This is a genomic window from Cellulomonas sp. ATA003 (assembly GCF_031582905.1).
GTDB lineage: Bacteria > Actinomycetota > Actinomycetes > Actinomycetales > Cellulomonadaceae > Pengzhenrongella.
The window spans coordinates 3,014,329-3,030,859 of sequence record NZ_CP133990.1 but is presented as its reverse complement, the minus strand read 5'-3'; the positions used below and the strand labels follow the sequence as shown (position 1 = coordinate 3,030,859).

At 73.3% G+C, this 16,531-nt stretch carries 14 protein-coding genes and 1 pseudogene; 11 read left to right on the top strand and 4 right to left on the bottom strand.

Annotated features, from left to right (window positions below; all coding sequences use genetic code 11):
• The first annotated feature begins 38 nt into the window (after positions 1–38).
• The 3 genes from trpS to REH70_RS15115 are packed head-to-tail and all read left to right on the top strand — an operon-like array spanning position 39 to position 2,851.
• Entirely contained in the window at positions 39–1,103 is a 1,065-nt protein-coding gene (trpS, locus tag REH70_RS15125) for a tryptophan--tRNA ligase (protein WP_310754337.1), read from the top strand.
• On the top strand, positions 1,100–1,663 hold the full coding sequence (locus REH70_RS15120; protein WP_310748525.1) for a 2'-5' RNA ligase family protein: 564 nt from the start codon (positions 1,100–1,102) through the stop codon (positions 1,661–1,663). The genes trpS and REH70_RS15120 overlap by 4 nt, the downstream gene beginning before the upstream one ends.
• Before the next feature lie 9 nt (positions 1,664–1,672).
• A complete protein-coding gene (locus tag REH70_RS15115; RefSeq protein WP_310748523.1) occupies positions 1,673–2,851 on the top strand; it encodes a YihY/virulence factor BrkB family protein in 1,179 nt (392 codons plus the stop codon).
• Positions 2,852–2,981: 130 nt separating this feature from the next.
• Here the strand turns inward: REH70_RS15115 and REH70_RS15110 are convergent, their stop codons facing one another.
• The 4 genes from REH70_RS15110 to sdhC all read right to left on the bottom strand — a co-directional run bounded on the left by REH70_RS15110 (position 2,982) and on the right by sdhC (position 6,517).
• On the bottom strand, positions 2,982–3,749 hold the full coding sequence (locus REH70_RS15110) for a succinate dehydrogenase iron-sulfur subunit (RefSeq protein ID WP_310748521.1): 768 nt from the start codon (positions 3,747–3,749) through the stop codon (positions 2,982–2,984).
• A complete protein-coding gene (sdhA, locus tag REH70_RS15105; protein ID WP_310748519.1) occupies positions 3,749–5,575 on the bottom strand; it encodes a succinate dehydrogenase flavoprotein subunit in 1,827 nt (608 codons plus the stop codon). The genes REH70_RS15110 and sdhA overlap by 1 nt, the downstream gene beginning before the upstream one ends.
• Positions 5,576–5,666: 91 nt before the next feature.
• A complete protein-coding gene (locus REH70_RS15100; protein ID WP_310748517.1) occupies positions 5,667–6,137 on the bottom strand; it encodes a succinate dehydrogenase hydrophobic membrane anchor subunit in 471 nt (156 codons plus the stop codon).
• Entirely contained in the window at positions 6,137–6,517 is a 381-nt protein-coding gene (gene sdhC, locus REH70_RS15095; RefSeq protein WP_310748515.1) for a succinate dehydrogenase, cytochrome b556 subunit, read from the bottom strand. Before sdhC ends, REH70_RS15100 begins: the two co-directional genes overlap by 1 nt.
• 218 nt (positions 6,518–6,735) lie before the next feature.
• Between sdhC and REH70_RS15090 the strand changes: the two genes are divergently transcribed.
• From REH70_RS15090 to REH70_RS15055, 8 genes and pseudogenes are all read left to right on the top strand, one after another.
• Positions 6,736–7,917, top strand: coding sequence for a mannose-1-phosphate guanylyltransferase (locus tag REH70_RS15090; protein WP_310748513.1), 1,182 nt, complete (start codon positions 6,736–6,738; stop codon positions 7,915–7,917).
• A gap of 9 nt (positions 7,918–7,926) precedes the next feature.
• Positions 7,927–9,168, top strand: coding sequence for an amidohydrolase (locus REH70_RS15085; RefSeq protein WP_310748511.1), 1,242 nt, complete (start codon positions 7,927–7,929; stop codon positions 9,166–9,168).
• Positions 9,169–9,341: 173 nt separating this feature from the next.
• A pseudogene (locus REH70_RS15080) lies at positions 9,342–10,428 on the top strand (BMP family protein).
• Between the two features lie 105 nt (positions 10,429–10,533).
• Positions 10,534–12,051 (top strand): ABC transporter ATP-binding protein, encoded by a 1,518-nt coding sequence (locus REH70_RS15075; RefSeq protein ID WP_310748509.1) that lies wholly within the window; start codon positions 10,534–10,536, stop codon positions 12,049–12,051.
• On the top strand, positions 12,048–13,448 hold the full coding sequence (locus tag REH70_RS15070) for an ABC transporter permease (protein ID WP_310748507.1): 1,401 nt from the start codon (positions 12,048–12,050) through the stop codon (positions 13,446–13,448). The genes REH70_RS15075 and REH70_RS15070 overlap by 4 nt, the downstream gene beginning before the upstream one ends.
• Positions 13,445–14,740: an ABC transporter permease gene (locus REH70_RS15065; protein WP_310748505.1), complete on the top strand. Its 1,296-nt coding sequence runs from the start codon at positions 13,445–13,447 to the stop codon at positions 14,738–14,740. The genes REH70_RS15070 and REH70_RS15065 overlap by 4 nt, the downstream gene beginning before the upstream one ends.
• Complete coding sequence (locus REH70_RS15060) at positions 14,737–15,168, top strand: cytidine deaminase (protein WP_310748503.1); 432 nt, start codon at positions 14,737–14,739, stop codon at positions 15,166–15,168. Before REH70_RS15065 ends, REH70_RS15060 begins: the two co-directional genes overlap by 4 nt.
• A 5-nt stretch (positions 15,169–15,173) precedes the next feature.
• Positions 15,174–16,487: a thymidine phosphorylase gene (locus tag REH70_RS15055; protein ID WP_310748501.1), complete on the top strand. Its 1,314-nt coding sequence runs from the start codon at positions 15,174–15,176 to the stop codon at positions 16,485–16,487.
• The last annotated feature ends 44 nt before the right edge of the window (positions 16,488–16,531 follow it).

The following is a 16,531-nucleotide window of genomic DNA, read 5'->3' as shown; positions in this document are numbered from 1 at the left end:
TGCGCGCCGGGCCTGCGCGCCGGATCTGTTCGCCGGACCTGCCAGAATGGTGCGATGTCCTCCCCGGCGACCGATTCGGCCCTGCCCGCACGCCCCGGATCTTCTCCGGGATGCAGCCCACCTCGGACTCCCTGCACCTGGGCAACCTGCTCGGTGCGCTGACCCAGTGGGTCGCGCTCCAGGACGACCACGACGCGATCTACTGCGTCGTCGACCTGCACGCGCTGACCGTGGGCCCGGACCCGGCGTTGCTGCGCGAGCGCACCCGCCGCACCGCCGCGCAGTACCTCGCCGCGGGCGTCGACCCCGCGCGGTCCATCCTGTTCGTGCAGTCGCACGTGGCCGAGCACGCCGAGCTCGCGTGGGTGCTCAGCTGCCAGACCGGTTTCGGCGAGGCCGGGCGGATGACGCAGTTCAAGGACAAGTCGGCCAAGCAGGGCACCGAGGGCACCACGGTGGGTCTGTTCACCTACCCCGTGCTCATGGCCGCGGACATCCTGCTGTACGACACGCACGTCGTGCCGGTCGGGGAGGACCAGCGCCAGCACCTGGAGCTGTCCCGCAACCTCGCGCAGCGGCTCAACGCCCGCTTCGGCGCCGGGACCGTCGTCGTCCCCGAGCCGCACATCGTCAAGGCGACCGCGAAGATCTACGACCTGCAGGACCCGACGGCGAAGATGAGCAAGTCGTCGTCGTCCCCGGCCGGGATCATCGAGCTGCTCGACGACCCGAAGGTGATCGCCAAGCGCATCCGGTCCGCCGTCACGGACACCGGCACCGAGGTGCGCTTCGACCCGGTCGACAAGCCCGGGGTGTCGAACCTGCTGGCCATCCACTCGGCGCTCAGCGGCCGGTCGGTGGCCCAGCTGGAGGCCGACTACGACGGGAAGGGCTACGGCCACCTCAAGGTCGACGTCGCGGACGTCGTCGTGGAGGCGCTGCGGCCGTTCGGTGAGCGGTTCGCGCAGTACATGTCCGACCCGGACGCGCTCGACGACGTCCTCGCCGAGGGCGCGGAGCGGGCCCGTGGCATCGCACGCGTCACGCTCGAGCGGGTGTACGAGCGCGTCGGCCTGGTCCGGCCGCGCGGCGGTCGCCGGTGAGGCTTCCCGAGCGGTCCGGGGACCAGGTGCGGATCGGCGTCGCGATCCCCGTCCCGCCGCCGTTCGGCCCCGTGCTGCAGGGGGCCCGGGCGGAGTTCGGGGACCCGCTCGCGCAGTCCATCCCGCCCCACATCACGCTCGTGGGCCCGACCGTCGTCGAGCCGGCAAAGCTCGACGACGTCGCGGCCCACCTCGCGGACGTCGCCCGACGTACGGCCCCGTTCACCCTGCACCTGCGCGGCACCGGCACCTTCCGGCCGGTGTCCCCGGTGGTGTTCGTCCAGGTCGCGCAGGGCATCGCCCAGTGCGAGCGGCTCGAGCGCGCGGTGCGGTCCGGGCCGCTGGCCCAGGACCTGCGGTTCCACTACCACCCGCACGTGACCGTCGCGCACGAGGTGCCCGACGACGCCCTCGACCGCGCCTTCACCGAGCTCGCCCGGTTCGAGGCCCGCTTCGACGTCGAGGCGATCTGGGTCTACGAGCACGGCGACGACGGCGTCTGGCGCCCCGTGGAGGACCACCGCCTCGGCCGGGATGCCGCGGCGGGGGAGCGCCCCTAGGGTCACGCCATGGCGCTCGTGGGACGTGAGGTGAGCGCCGCCCCGGGTGCGGACGCCGATCGCCGGCGCGCCGCGTCCGGCGGGCGCGGCGGCGGGCGTCCGGCCCGCGCGGCGGCTGCGGAGGCCCGCCTGCGGCGACGGGCGGCACGCGAGGCCCGTCTCGCGGGCGCCGGTGCGCCCCGGGGCGCGGGGGCCGCGCACGCGGTCGCGCTGGCGGCGGAGTCGGCTCGGGCCGCCGAGCCGGTGCGGGTCGGGGCTCGCGCCCGGCTGCTCGCCCGGGCCGGCGCGCTGTGGACGGCCTGGCTGGGCTCACGGGCGGGGCGGGCGCTGGCCCGGTTCGGCGCGGCCGGCGGCGGCGTGCTCACCGGCGGCATCGCCTACAGCGCCCTGTTCTCCGTGTCCGCCGCCCTGGCGCTCGGCTACACGATCTTCATGGCGGTGCTCGGCGACAACGCGGCCCTGCGCCAGGACGTGCTGACCACGATCGACGCGAGCCTGCCCGGGCTGGTGGACGTCGGGAACGGGCGCGGCCTCATCGACCCGGACGCCCTCGTGGTCAGTGCGGGCCTCAACCTCGCCGGCGTCGCGGCGGTCGGCGTGCTGCTGTTCAGCGCGTCGCTGTCGATGGCCGCCCTGCGCACCGCGGTCCGGGCCGTGTTCGGCCGGACGACCGCCGCGCAGAACCTGCTGCTCGGCAAGCTGCGCGAGGTCGTCGCCGTCTTCGGTGTCGCGGTGACGATCGTGGTGTCGGCGGTGGCCACCCTCGCCGTGACGTCCCTCGCGGACTGGCTGCTGGCCCTGCTCACGCTGGACGAGGCGGCCCGGGTCGTGGGCCGGGTGCTGGGGGTCGCGGTCGCGTTCGTGATGGACGCCGTCGTCTTCGTGCTCATCGTCCGTGCCCTCGCCAACGTGCACCCGCCTCGGCGCGACCTGCTGGGCGGCGCGCTGCTGGCGGCGGTCGGCATCGGAGCGGTCCGGCTCGTCGGCACGAGCGTCGTGGCCGGCGCCGCGGAGCGGAACCCGCTACTGGCGTCCTTCACGGTCCTGCTGACCCTGCTGGTGTGGATCAACCTGCTCGCCCGGATCGTGCTGCTCGCCGCGGCGTGGACGGCCGACCCGCCACGTCCCGAGGACGACGACGCCGCCGTGGCCGAGCGCAGCCCGGCACCCGTGCGCGCCCCGAGCTGACCCCCGCGGCGTGGCGTGCGCCCGCGCTGACGCCGCGGCGGCGGCGGCGCCCGCGCCCGCGCCCGCGGCCGACGCACGACGGCCCGGCCCCCACGCAGGGAGCCGGGCCGTCGTCGGGCACGTCAGGCGGTCAGAACGCGCGGGTGATCATCGCGCGCTTGACCTCCTTGATCGCCTTGGTGATCTCGATGCCGCGGGGGCAGGCCTCGGTGCAGTTGAAGATCGTGCGGCAGCGCCACACGCCCTCCTTGTCGTTGAGGATCTCCAGCCGCTGCGCGGCACCGTCGTCCCGGCTGTCGAAGATGAACCGGTGCGCGTTGACGATCGCGGCCGGGCCGAAGTACTGCCCGTCGGTCCAGAACACCGGGCAGGACGACGTGCACGCGGCGCACAGGATGCACTTGGTGGTGTCGTCGAACCGCTCGCGCTGCTCGGCGGACTGCAGGCGCTCACGGGTCGGCTCGTTCCCGTTCGTGAGCAGGAACGGCATGATCTCGCGGTAGGACGCGAAGAACGGCTCCATGTCGACGACGAGGTCCTTCATCACCGGCAGGCCCTTGAGCGGCTCGACCGTGATGGGGTTGTCCGGGTTGAGGTCCTTGAGCAGGACCTTGCAGGCGAGCCGGTTGCGGCCGTTGATCCGCATCGCGTCCGAGCCGCACACGCCGTGGGCGCACGAGCGGCGGAACGTGAGCGAGCCGTCGACGTCCCACTTGACCTTGTGCAGGGCGTCCAGGAGCCGGTCGGTGCCGTAGGCGGTGACCGTGAACTCCTCCCAGTACGCCTCGTCGCCGTGCGTGTCCGGGGTGTAGCGACGGATCCGCAGGGTGACGTCGAAGCTGGGGATCTCGCCCATGCCGGACTGGGCGGCGTCGGTGTTCTCGAGGGTGGCAGTCATCAGTACTTACGCTCCATCGGCTCGTACCGCGTCATGACGACGGGCTTGTAGTCCAGGACGATGTCGAAGCTGCCTGGGGCGGAGGTGCCCGGCCCGGACGGGGCCTGACCGGCGGCCGCGGTGACGGCCGTCGGTCGTCGGTACGCCATCGTGTGCTTCATGTAGCCGGCGTCGTCGCGGGTCGGGAAGTCCTCCCGGAAGTGCCCGCCGCGCGACTCCTGGCGGTTGAGGGCGCCGACGACGACGACCTCGGCGATGTCGAGCAGGAACCCGAGCTCGAGGGCCTCGAGCAGGTCGGTGTTGAACACCTTGCCCTTGTCCTGGACGCTCACGTGCCGGTAGCGCTCCTGCAGGGCGGCGATGTCGGCGAGCGCCTGGCGCAGCGACTCCTCGGTGCGGAAGACCTGGGCGTTGGCGTCCATGGTGTCCTGCAGGTCCTTGCGCACGTGCGCCACCCGCTCACCGGAGGGGAGCGTGCGCATGCGCTCGAGCTCGGCGACCACGCCGACCTCGGGGTCCTCGGGGACCTCGACCCAGTCCGCGCCGACGGCGTACTCGGCGGCGGCGATCCCGGCGCGCTTGCCGAACACGTTGATGTCGAGCAGGGAGTTCGTGCCCAGCCGGTTCGAGCCGTGCACGGACACGCACGCGACCTCGCCGGCGGCGTACAGCCCGCGGACGGTGTCGGTGTTGTTGCGCAGCACCTCGCCGAGGATGTTCGTCGGGACGCCGCCCATCGCGTAGTGCGCGGTGGGGTAGACGGGCACCGGCTCGGTGTACGGCTCGATGCCGAGGTAGGTGCGGGCGAACTCGGTGATGTCCGGCAGCTTCGCGTCGATGTGCGCGGGCTCGAGGTGCGTCAGGTCGAGCAGCACGTAGTCCTTGTTCGGCCCCGCGCCGCGGCCCTCGCGCACCTCGTTCGCCATCGACCGGGCGACGATGTCACGCGGCGCGAGGTCCTTGATGGTGGGGGCGTAGCGCTCCATGAAGCGCTCGCCCTCGCTGTTGCGCAGGATGCCGCCCTCACCGCGGGCCGCCTCCGACAGCAGGATGCCCAGGCCGGCCAGACCGGTCGGGTGGAACTGGAAGAACTCCATGTCCTCGAGCGGGATGCCGCGGCGGAACGCCAGCGCCATGCCGTCCCCGGTCAGGGTCTGCGCGTTGGAGGTCGTCTTGTAGATCTTGCCCGCGCCGCCGGTCGCGAACACGACGGACTTCGCCTTGAACAGGTGGATCTCGCCGGTGGCGAGCTCGTAGGCGACGACGCCGGAGACGGCGACCTCCTGACCGTCCGGGACGGTCCCCGCGGTCAGGTCGTGGCTCAGCAGGACGTCCAGCACGTAGAACTCGTTGAAGAACTCGACGTCGTTCTTCACGCACTGCTGGTAGAGCGTCTGCAGGATCATGTGGCCTGTGCGGTCGGCCGCGTAGCACGAGCGCCTGACCGCGGCCTCACCGTGGTTGCGGGTGTGCCCGCCGAACCGGCGCTGGTCGATCTTGCCCTCGGGCGTGCGGTTGAACGGCAGACCCATCTTCTCCAGGTCGAGCACCGCGTCGATGGCCTCCTTGGCCATCACCTCCGCGGCGTCCTGGTCGACGAGGTAGTCACCGCCCTTGACGGTGTCGAACGTGTGCCACTCCCAGTTGTCCTCCTCGACGTTCGCGAGGGCGGCGCACATGCCGCCCTGGGCGGCACCCGTGTGGGAGCGCGTCGGGTACAGCTTGGAGATGACGGCCGTGCGCGTGCGCTTCGAGGACTCGAGCGCCGCGCGCATCCCGGCGCCGCCGGCACCGACGATGACGACGTCGTACTGATGGGTCTGCATCGGGTGCGATGCCTTTCGTCAAGGGACTGCGGGTGGCGCGCGGGGGCGCCGGGGGAGGACGTGCGGGGCCGGCTCGGGCGGTGCGGAGCGCTCAGGCGGTGCAGAAGGACGGCAGCAGGTTCGCCGGCGCGCCCGCGGGGCACGGGTCGAAGGTGAAGATGACGAGCGTGCCGAGCACCACCACGACGACGAAGGCCGCGTACAGCGCGATCTTGAGCCACATGCGCAGCCCGTCACGCTCGGCGTAGTCGTTGATGATCGTCCGCATGCCGTTCGTGCCGTGCAGCATCGCGAGCCACAGCATGACCAGGTCGATGGTCTGCCACATCGGCGACGCCCACTTGCCGGCGACGAAGCCGAAGTCGATCGCGCTGATGCCCTCACCGGCGACCAGGTTGACGAACAGGTGGGTGAAGATCAGCGCGAGCAGCAGCACGCCGGACGCCCGCATGAACACCCAGCTGTAGAGCTCGAAGTTCCCCCGGGTGGTCTTGCGGCGCTGGAATGACTGGCCGGGGCCCTCGATCGGCAGCCGCGCGGCAGCCTGGGTCGTCGTGGTCATCACTCGCCTCCGAAGACGTGCATGAGGTGACGCGGCAGGAAGCCCGCCATCGTCACGACGAACAGACCCATGACGACCCAGAGCATGACCCGGTGGTACTGGGTGCCCTTGGACCAGAAGTCCACGAGCATCACGCGGATGCCGTTGTAGGCGTGGAACACGATCGCGGCGACGAGGCCGGCCTCGCCCAGACCCATGATGGGGTTCTTGTAGGTGCCGATGACCGCGTTGTACGCCTCGGGGGAGACCCGGACGAGCGAGGTGTCGAGCACGTGGACGAGCAGGAAGAAGAAGATGGCTACGCCGGTCACGCGGTGCGCGACCCAGGACCACATGCCTTCACGGCCGCGGTAGAGCGTGCCTGCGGGTGCGCTGGGCACTTCGGCCTCCTGGCTGCAGAGTGCGGATGAGCGGTGGACGACGCCGTCCGGTGACCGGTCCACTGTAATGACACTCCGTCGGAAAGTGCGTCGCGGCGGCCCTCTGCAGGGCCTCGTCACAGGGTTTGTGACCAAGTGCACAGGGGTGGCGGCTCCAGGTGCGGTCGCTGCCGCCGGGTCGCCCCGGCTCCCCGCCGACGGGTCACTACGGTGGCCGCATGACGACGACTCCCGACGGCCCCGTCCCCGGCTTCCACGCGGTCATCCCGGCCGGTGGCGCGGGCACCCGGCTGTGGCCGCTCTCCCGCTCCGGGGCGCCGAAGTTCCTGCACGACCTCACCGGCAGCGGGCGCAGCCTGCTCCAGGCGACGGTGGACCGGCTGGCCCCGCTCACCGGGCCCGGCGCCGTCCTGGTCGTGACCGGCGAGCGGCACGTCGACGCGGTCCGGGACCAGCTGCCGGGGCTCGCCACGGACCAGGTGCTGCCCGAGCCGTCGCCGCGTGACTCGATGGCCGCGATCGGCCTCGCGGCGGCGGTCCTCGCCGAGCGGCACGGCGACGTCGTCCTCGGGTCGTTCGCCGCCGACCAGGTCATCCACGGCGCGCCGGCGTTCGAGCGGGCCGTCCGCGAGGGGGTCGAGGCGGCCCGGGCCGGGTACGTCGTCACGGTGGGGATCGCCGCGTCGCACGCGTCGACCGCCTTCGGGTACGTGCGGTCCGGGCGGAGCCTGGACCTCGCGGACGCGCCCACCGCGCTGCACGCGGTCGGGTTCACCGAGAAGCCGGACGCGGCGACGGCGACCGCCTACCTCTCCACCGGGGAGTACCGGTGGAACGCCGGCATGTTCATCGTCCGCGCCACCGTCCTCCTCGACCACCTCGCGGAGCAGCGGCCGGCCCTGCACGCCGGGCTGCGCACGCTCGCCGCCGCCTGGGACACCCCGGACCGCGCGCGCGTGCTCGCCGAGGTGTGGCCGGGCCTCGAGCGCATCGCCATCGACCACGCGATCGCCGAGCCGGTCGCGGCGGCCGGTGGAGTCGCCGTCGTCCCGGGCGACTTCGGCTGGGACGACGTCGGCGACTTCGCCTCCCTGGCCACCCTGCTGCCGCCGGCCGGTGACGGCGCCGACGGCGCGCGCGTGCTCGGTGACGACGACTCGGTCGTCCGGGTGGACTCCGTGGGGTCCTTGGTCGTGGCGGGCACGGACCGGCTGGTCGCCGTGCTCGGTCTCGACGACGTCGTCGTCGTGGACACCCCGGACGCCCTGCTCGTCACCACGCGTGCCCGTGCTCAGCAGGTCAAGGACGTCGTCGAGGCCGTGCGCGCGCGGGGGCCGACGGCCTGCTGTGAGACGCCCGGCCGGTGGGCGCGGGCGCCGGGTACGCGGCCGCCTCGTTAGGCTCGGCCCGTGCCATCCGACGTCGCGACCCATCTGGACAGCCTGGTCGAGTCCCTGACCCCCGAGCTCGTCGACATCCGGCGCGACCTGCACGCCCACCCCGAGCTGGGCCGGACCGAGCAGCGCACCACGGGCGTCGTCGCCGACCGGCTGCGCGCCGCGGGTCTCGAGCCGCGGCTGCTGCCGGGCAGCGGGGTCGTGTGCGACATCGGTCCCGGGCCGGCGGTCACCGGACGCCGCCGCGTCGTCCTGCGCGCCGACCTCGACGCGCTGCCGCTCGCTGACACGTGCGGCGAGCCGTGGCACTCCCGGACGCACGGCGTGGCGCACGCCTGCGGCCACGACGTGCACACGGCCGCCGTCCTCGGCGCCGGGCTCGCGCTCGCCCGCATCGCCGAGGCCGGCGGGCTGCCCGCGGGGGTGCGGCTGGTCTTCCAGCCCGCCGAGGAGGTCCAGCCCGGCGGTGCGCTCGACGCGATGGCCGCCGGCGTGCTCGACGGCGTCTCCCACGTCTTCGCCGTGCACTGCGACCCCCGGCTCGACGTCGGCCGGATCGGCACCCGCATCGGCCCGATCACCTCGGCGTCCGACGAGGTCACGGTCGTGGTCAGCGGCGGCGGCGGGCACACCTCGCGCCCGCACCTGACCGCCGACGTCGTCTTCGCGCTCGGTCAGGTCATCACCCAGGTGCCGGCCGTGCTCGGCCGCCGGCTCGACCCCCGCTCGGGGGTGAACCTCACCTGGGGTGCGGTGCAGGCGGGCTCGGCGCACAACGCGATCCCGGCCTCGGGCTCGGTGCGCGGGACCCTGCGGTGCCTCGACGTGCGGGCGTGGGAGCGCGCGTCCCAGGTGTTCGGGGAGGCCGTGCAGCAGGTGCTCGCGCCGTACGGCGTCGAGGTCGACGTCCGGCACGCGCGCGGCGTCCCGCCGGTGGAGAACGACGCACGGTCGACCGGGATCCTCGAGCAGGCGGCGCGGGACGTGCTGGCGGACGGCGCGGTGTCGCTCACGGAGCAGTCCCTGGGCGGCGAGGACTTCGCGTGGTACCTGACCAAGGTGCCCGGGGCGATGGCGCGCCTGGGCACGCGCACGCCGGGCGGGCGCACCTACGACATCCATCAGGGTGACTTCCGGGTGGACGAGCGGGCGATCGGCGTGGGCGCCCGGCTGCTGGCCCGTGCGGCTGTCCTCGCAGGTGGGGAGCTCGGCGGCGGCTCGGCGGACGGCGTCGGCAAGGTCGCGAATCCATAACGAACCACGGCCGGTACCAGCCGGTAACCTGAGCCCGTCGCCGCCGTGGGTAGGGTGCGCTGCACACCCAGCCGACCGGCCCAGCCGAGCGGGAGGCGACGAAGCCTGACGCGGTGGTCGCACCCATCGGACGCCCGAGGCGTCACGACCCATCAGGAGTAGACGTGAACAGGATGATGCGAGCCGGTGGCCTCGCCGCCGCGACCGCCCTCGCGCTGGCGGCCTGCGCCGCGGCGCCGGAGGAGACCGACGAGACGGCCGGCGGGACGACCGACGAGGCCGCCACGGACTTCACGGCGTGCATCGTGTCGGACGCCGGCGGCTTCGACGACCGCAGCTTCAACCAGCTGAGCTACGAGGGCACGCAGCGCGCGGCCACCGACCTCGGTGCGGAGTTCCGCGAGGTCCAGTCGGACAGCGCCTCGGACTACCAGGGCAACATCGAGTCGCTCGTCTCCGAGGGCTGCAACACCATCGTCGCGGTCGGCTTCGCGCTGTCCGCCGCGACGGTCGAGTCCGCCACGGCGAACCCCGACATCGACTACATCCTGGTCGACGACGCCGCGGACAACGACTTCGACGGCGAGAAGGACGCGGAGAACGTCAAGCCGCTGCTGTACAACACCGCCGAGGCCGCGTTCCTCGCCGGCTACCTGGCCGCGGGCTACTCCGAGGCCGGCAAGGTCGGCACCTTCGGCGGCGAGCCGTTCCCGACCGTCACGATCTTCATGGACGGCTTCAAGCAGGGCGTCGAGCACTACAACGAGGTCAAGGGGACGGCCGTCGAGGTCGTCGGCTACCAGGGCGAGGACCAGGGGTCCTTCACCGGTGGCTTCGAGGCCAACGACACCGCCAAGGGCGTCGCCGCGGGCATCATCGACCAGGGCGTCGACGTGATCCTCCCCGTGGGGGGCCCGATCTACCAGTCCGCGATGGACGCCATCGCCGACTCGGGCCGCGAGGTCGCCCTGGTCGGCGTCGACGCCGACTTCTTCGAGAGCGACCCGAGCACGCAGGACATCGTGCTCACGTCGATCCTCAAGGGCATGGACGTCTCGACCTACGAGGCCGTGATGGCCGCCGGCGAGGGCTCGTTCGACCCCGAGGCGTACGTCGGGACGCTTCGAGAACGGTGGCGTCGGTCTGGCCCCGCTGCACAGCTTCGAGTCCGTCGTCGACCCCGCCCTCATGACCGAGGTCGAGGAGCTCCAGCAGGCGATCATCGACGGTGAGGTCGAGGTCACCTCGTACCTCCAGTGACACCGTCGCTGCCGGGGAGGTCGCACCGCGACCTCCCCGGCAGCGTGCCGTCACCCGGCCGGCACCGGGTCGACACCCCATCCCCCGGACCCCCAGGAGCGCGCTGTGACGCTCGAGCTTCGCGGCATCACCAAGCGCTTCGGCGCGCTGGTGGCCAACGACCACATCGACCTCACCGTGCGGGCCGGGGAGATCCACTGCCTGCTCGGCGAGAACGGCGCGGGCAAGTCGACCCTCATGAACGTCCTGTACGGCCTGTACACCGCCGACGAGGGCGAGGTGCTCATCGACGGCCAGGTGCAGCAGTTCGCCGGTCCCGGCGACGCCATGGCGGCCGGCATCGGGATGGTGCACCAGCACTTCATGCTCATCCCCGTGTTCACCGTCGCCGAGAACGTCATGCTCGGCCACGAGCAGACGCGGTCCGGTGGGCGGCTCGACCTCGAGGCGGCCCGCGCGAAGGTGCGCGAGATCGCCGACCGGTTCGGCTTCCACGTCGACCCCGACGCCCTCGTCGAGGACCTGCCGGTCGGCGTCCAGCAGCGCGTCGAGATCATCAAGGCGCTGTCGCGGGACGCGAAGGTGCTCGTGTTCGACGAGCCCACCGCGGTGCTCACGCCGCAGGAGACCGACGAGCTCATGACGATCATGCGCGGCCTGCGCGAGGCCGGCGCCGCGATCGTCTTCATCACCCACAAGCTGCGCGAGGTCCGCGCGGTCGCCGACCGCATCACCGTCGTGCGCCGCGGCGCCGTCGTCGGCGAGGCGAGCCCGGGTGCGAGCGACGCGGAGCTCGCGGCGCTCATGGTCGGGCGCCCGGTCGAGCTGACCGTGCACAAGGACCCGCCGGTCGCCGGCGGCGGCGGTCTCGAGGTGTCCGGTCTGACCGTGACCGATGCGCGCGGGACCGTGCTCGTCGACGACGTCAGCTTCACCGTCGACGGTGGCGAGGTGCTCGTCGTCGCGGGCGTGCAGGGGAACGGGCAGACCGAGCTCGCCGAGGCGCTGGTCGGGCTGCAGCGGGCGCGGTCCGGCCACGTCCGGCTCGACGGGCGGGACCTGCTCGGGCAGTCCGTGCGGCGGATCCTCGACGCGGGCGTCGGCTTCGTCCCCGAGGACCGCAACGTCGAGGGCCTGGTCGGCGACTTCACCGTCGCGGAGAACCTCGTCCTCAACCGCACCGACGGCCCGCCGTTCGCGCGGGGCGGGGTGCTGCAGCTGACGGCGCGCGACGAGTTCGCCCGCGCGAAGGTCGACGAGTTCGACATCCGCACGCAGGGCATCGACTCGCCGGTCGGCCGCCTGTCCGGTGGCAACCAGCAGAAGGTCGTCCTGGCCCGCGAGCTGTCCCGGGACCTGCGTCTGCTCGTCGCCGCGCAGCCGACGCGCGGCGTCGACGTCGGCTCCATCGAGTTCATCCACAAGCGCATCGTCGAGACCCGGACGGCCGGGGTCCCCGTCGTCGTGGTGTCGACCGAGCTGGACGAGGCGGTCGCCCTCGGGGACCGGATCCTGGTGATGTACCGCGGCCGCGTGGTGGGGATCGTCCCGGCGACGACGCCGCGCGACGTCCTCGGCCTGATGATGGCCGGCATCGCGCCGACGACGACTGGAGCGGCATGAGCGACATCGGCCCCGACGACCGCCACCCCCGCCGGCCGACCGACCCGCCGGCCGACCCGGCCTCCCCGGCGGGCGCCACCGACGCCGCGCAGCCCCCGCAGGACTCCGCCGGCGAGGTGGAGGTCGGCGCCGCCACACCCGGCACGGAGCACGCCCGCGGCCTCGCCCCGGCGATGGGCCCGGCGGACCCGCGCTGGCACGACGCCTTCACCCGCATCGTCTCCGGCAGCTGGGCGGTGTCCGTGGGCGCGGTCCTGCTGGCCGTCCTCGGCGGGTCGGTCATGATCGCCCTCACCGACGACGCCGTGCGCGAGGCGTCCGCCTACTTCTTCTCCCGCCCGGGCGACACGCTCGGCGCGGTCGGCAGCGCCGTCGGCGGGGCCTACGCCGCGCTGTTCCGCGGTGCGGTGTGGGACGTGCGGGCGGACGACTTCGCGACCGCGATCCGCCCGCTCACGACGTCGCTCACCTACGCCACCCCGCTGATCGCCGCCGGTCTCGGCGTCGCCCTGGCGTTCCGCGCCGGCCTGTTCAACATCGGTGGGCAGGGCCAGATCCTCGTGGCCGCCGGTGCCGCCGGCTGGGTCGGCTTCGCGGTCGACGCGCCGTGGCCGCTGCACATGCTGCTGGCGATGGCGGCCGGGATGGCGGCCGGTGCGGTGTGGGCCGGGATCGCGGGGCTGCTCAAGGCGACCACCGGGGCGCACGAGGTGATCGTCACGATCATGCTCAACTACGTGGCGTTCTACGGGTTGTCCTACCTGCTCGCCACCCCCGGCCTGCTGCAGGCGCCCGGCTCGGCGAACCCGCGCACGCCCGCCATGCAGGGCTCCGCGATCATGCCGGACCTGCTCGGGCCGCGGTACAACCTGCACCTCGGGTTCGTGTTCGCCCTGCTCGCCGTCGTGGCGGTGTGGTGGCTGCTCAACCGGTCGGCGCTCGGGTTCACGTTCCGCGCGGTGGGGGAGAACCCCGAGGCCGCGCGGGTCGCCGGCATGGACGTCCCCCGGGCCACCGTCTCGGTCATGCTCCTCGCCGGCGGCCTGCTCGGGCTCGCCGGGACCAGCCAGGTGCTCGGTCAGGTCACCACCGGCTTCGGCTCCGACATCGACGCCGGCATCGGGTTCGACGCCATCACGGTGGCCCTGCTCGGCCGGTCCGCGCCGGTGGGTGTGCTCGCCGCCGCGATCCTGTTCGGCGGCTTCAAAGCGGGCGGCTCGGTCATGCAGGCCTCCCAGGGCGTGCCGATCGAGATCGTCCTCGTCGTGCAGTCCCTCATCGTCCTCTTCATCGCCGCGCCGCCCCTCGTGCGTGCCGTGTTCCGGCTGCCGCAGCCCGGGGCCCGTCCCGCCGGTCGGGGACGAGCGCGCCGGACCCGGAAGGAGGTGTCGGCATGAGCACCGCCGCCGTCGCCCCCACCGCCCCGCCCGCCGACGCCGACACGCGTCGGGTCGCCGTCGTCGGCCGCAAGGCACCGGTCGCGTTCGTCGTGGTGACCGCGCTCTTCGCGCTGCTGCTGCTGCTCCGGCCGCGCGAGGGCGACACGCTGTTCCGGTTCTCGTCCGGCGGCGAGCTGCTGTCGCTGCCGAACGTGGCGGTCCCCGGCATGACGGCGGCGTGGGTGTGCACCGCGGTCGCCGCGGTGGTCGCCGTGGCCGCGGTCGCGCTCCTCGCGGCCGGCCGCCGGACGCCGTTCTTCCTGACCGTCGTGCTCGCGCTCGCGCTGCTCGTCGGCTTCCTCGCGTGGGCGGGGGCCGGCAGCAGCCGTGACTTCTCCGTGGCGCGGCTCGTGGGTGGGTCCGTGCTGCTCGCGGTCCCGATCGTCTTCGGCGCCCTCGGCGGGGTGATCGGCGAGCGGGTCGGCGTCGTCAACATCGCCATCGAGGGGCAGCTGCTCGCGGGCGCGTTCTGCGCCGCCGTCGCGGCGTCGCTGACCGACAGCGCGGTCGTCGGGCTGGTCGCGGCCGTGCTCGCCGGGGCGCTCGTCGCGCTCGTGCTCGGCCTGTTCACCATCACCTACCGGGTGAACCAGGTGATCGTCGGTGTGGTGCTCAACGTGCTCGTCATCGGCCTGACGAGCTTCCTGTACTCCCAGGTGCTCGTGCCCGCCGCGGCCGACCTCAACCAGACCGAGCGGTTCACGCCGCTGGCGATCCCGGTGCTGTCCAACATCCCGGTCCTCGGGCCGGCGCTGTTCGAGCAATCGGTGCTCGTCTACCTGATGTACCTCGCGGTGCCGGCGGTGTGGTTCGCGATGTTCCGCACCCGCTGGGGCCTGCGGCTGCGTGCCGTCGGCGAGCACCCCAAGGCCGCGGACACCGTCGGCATCAAGGTCGAGCGCACCCGGTACCGCACCCTGGCGATCGCCGGTGGGATCGTCGGCATCGGTGGCGCGTTCTACACCGTCGTGTCGGTGTCCTCGTTCGGCAAGGAGATGACCGCCGGCGCGGGGTTCATCGCGCTCGCCGCCGTCATCTTCGGCAAGTGGGACCCGGTCCGCGCGGCCCTCGCGGCGCTGCTGTTCGGTTTCGCGTCCAACCTCGAGGGCGCGCTGAGCGTCGTCGGCGCCCCCGTGCCGAGCCAGTTCATGCTCATGCTGCCGTACGTCGTGACCATCCTCGCCGTCGCTGGCCTGGTGGGCCGCTCGCGGCCGCCGGCTGCGTCCGGCCAGCCCTACACCAAGGAGTGACCGTGACCGAGACCGAGACCCGGGCCGTGCCCGACGTCGACTGGGACGCCCTGCGCGCGGCCGCCACCGAGGTCATGCGCCGCGCCTACGTCCCGTACTCGAAGTTCCCGGTCGGCGTCGCCGCCCTGGTCGACGACGGGCGCGTGGTGACCGGCTGCAACGTCGAGAACGCGTCGTACGGGCTGACCCTGTGCGCGGAGTGCGCCCTGGTCTCCGGGCTGCACGTCTCCGGCGGGGGCCGCCTCGTGGCCTTCGCGTGCGTCGACGCGCACGGCAACGCGCTCATGCCGTGCGGCCGCTGCCGTCAGCTGCTGTGGGAGCACGGCGGCCCGGACCTCCTGGTGGACACGGTGAGCGGCATCAGGCCCATGCGCGAGGTGCTGCCGGACGCGTTCGGACCCGACGACCTCGCCGAGCGGGGGGCCTGACCCCCATGAGCACGCGAACCGGCGAGGCGTACGAGGCCTTCGATGCCGTCGACGTCATCCGCGCCAAGCGCGACCGCGGCCGCCTGACCGACGCGCAGATCGACTGGGTCATCGACGCGTACACGCGCGGTGCCGTCGCCGAGGAGCAGATGGCGGCGCTCAACATGGCGATCCTCCTCAACGGCATGGACCGCGCCGAGATCTCCCGGTGGACCGCCGCGATGATCGCGTCCGGGGAGCGGATGGACTTCTCCGGGCTGTCCCGCCCGACGTCGGACAAGCACTCCACCGGCGGCGTCGGCGACAAGATCACCCTGCCCCTCGCGCCGCTCGTCGCGGTGTTCGGCGTCGCCGTCCCGCAGCTGTCCGGGCGGGGACTGGGTCACACCGGGGGGACGCTGGACAAGCTCGAGTCGATCCCGGGCTGGCGGGCGGCGCTGAGCAACGACGAGATGCTCGCCCAGCTCGAGGACGTCGGCGCGGTCATCTGCCAGGCCGGCTCGGGCCTGGCCCCGGCCGACCGCAAGCTCTACGCGCTGCGCGACGTCACCGGGACGGTCGAGGCGATCCCGCTCATCGCGTCGTCGATCATGAGCAAGAAGATCGCCGAGGGCACCGACTCGCTCGTGCTCGACGTCAAGGTCGGGTCCGGGGCGTTCATGAAGGACCTCGACGCCGCGCGCGAGCTCGCGCGCACCATGGTCGACCTCGGGACCGACGCCGGCGTGCGCACCGTCGCGCTCCTCACCGACATGTCGACGCCGCTCGGGCTCACCGCCGGGAACGCGCTCGAGGTCCGCGAGTCCGTCGAGGTGCTCGCCGGGGGCGGCCCGGCGGACGTCGTCGAGCTGACGGTCGCCCTGGCCCGCGAGATGCTCACCGCCGCCGGCGTCACCGGGGTCGACCCGGCCGACGCGCTCGCCGACGGCCGCGCGATGGACGTGTGGAACCGGATGATCGCCGCGCAGGGCGGCGACCCGCACGCGGACCTGCCGGTCGCGCGTGAGACGCAGACCGTGGTCGCGGAGTCCGACGGCGTCGTGGCCCGCGTGGACGCGCTGGCGGTCGGCGTCGCCGCGTGGCGCCTCGGTGCCGGGCGGGCGCGCAAGGAGGACCCGGTGCAGGCGGGCGCCGGCGTGGAGCTGCACGCCAAGCCCGGCGACACCGTCCGCGCCGGGGACCGGCTGCTCACGCTGCACACCGACACCCCGGAGCGGTTCGCGCGCGCGCAGGAGGCGCTGGCCGGCGCCGTCGTCGTGACGTCCGGTGACCGGGTCGAGCCCTCGCCGCTGCTGATCGACCGCATCGCCGCGGGCTGACGTGCCCGGGGCGCAGCGGCCGGCTGGCGGGGGTGGCAGGCGAC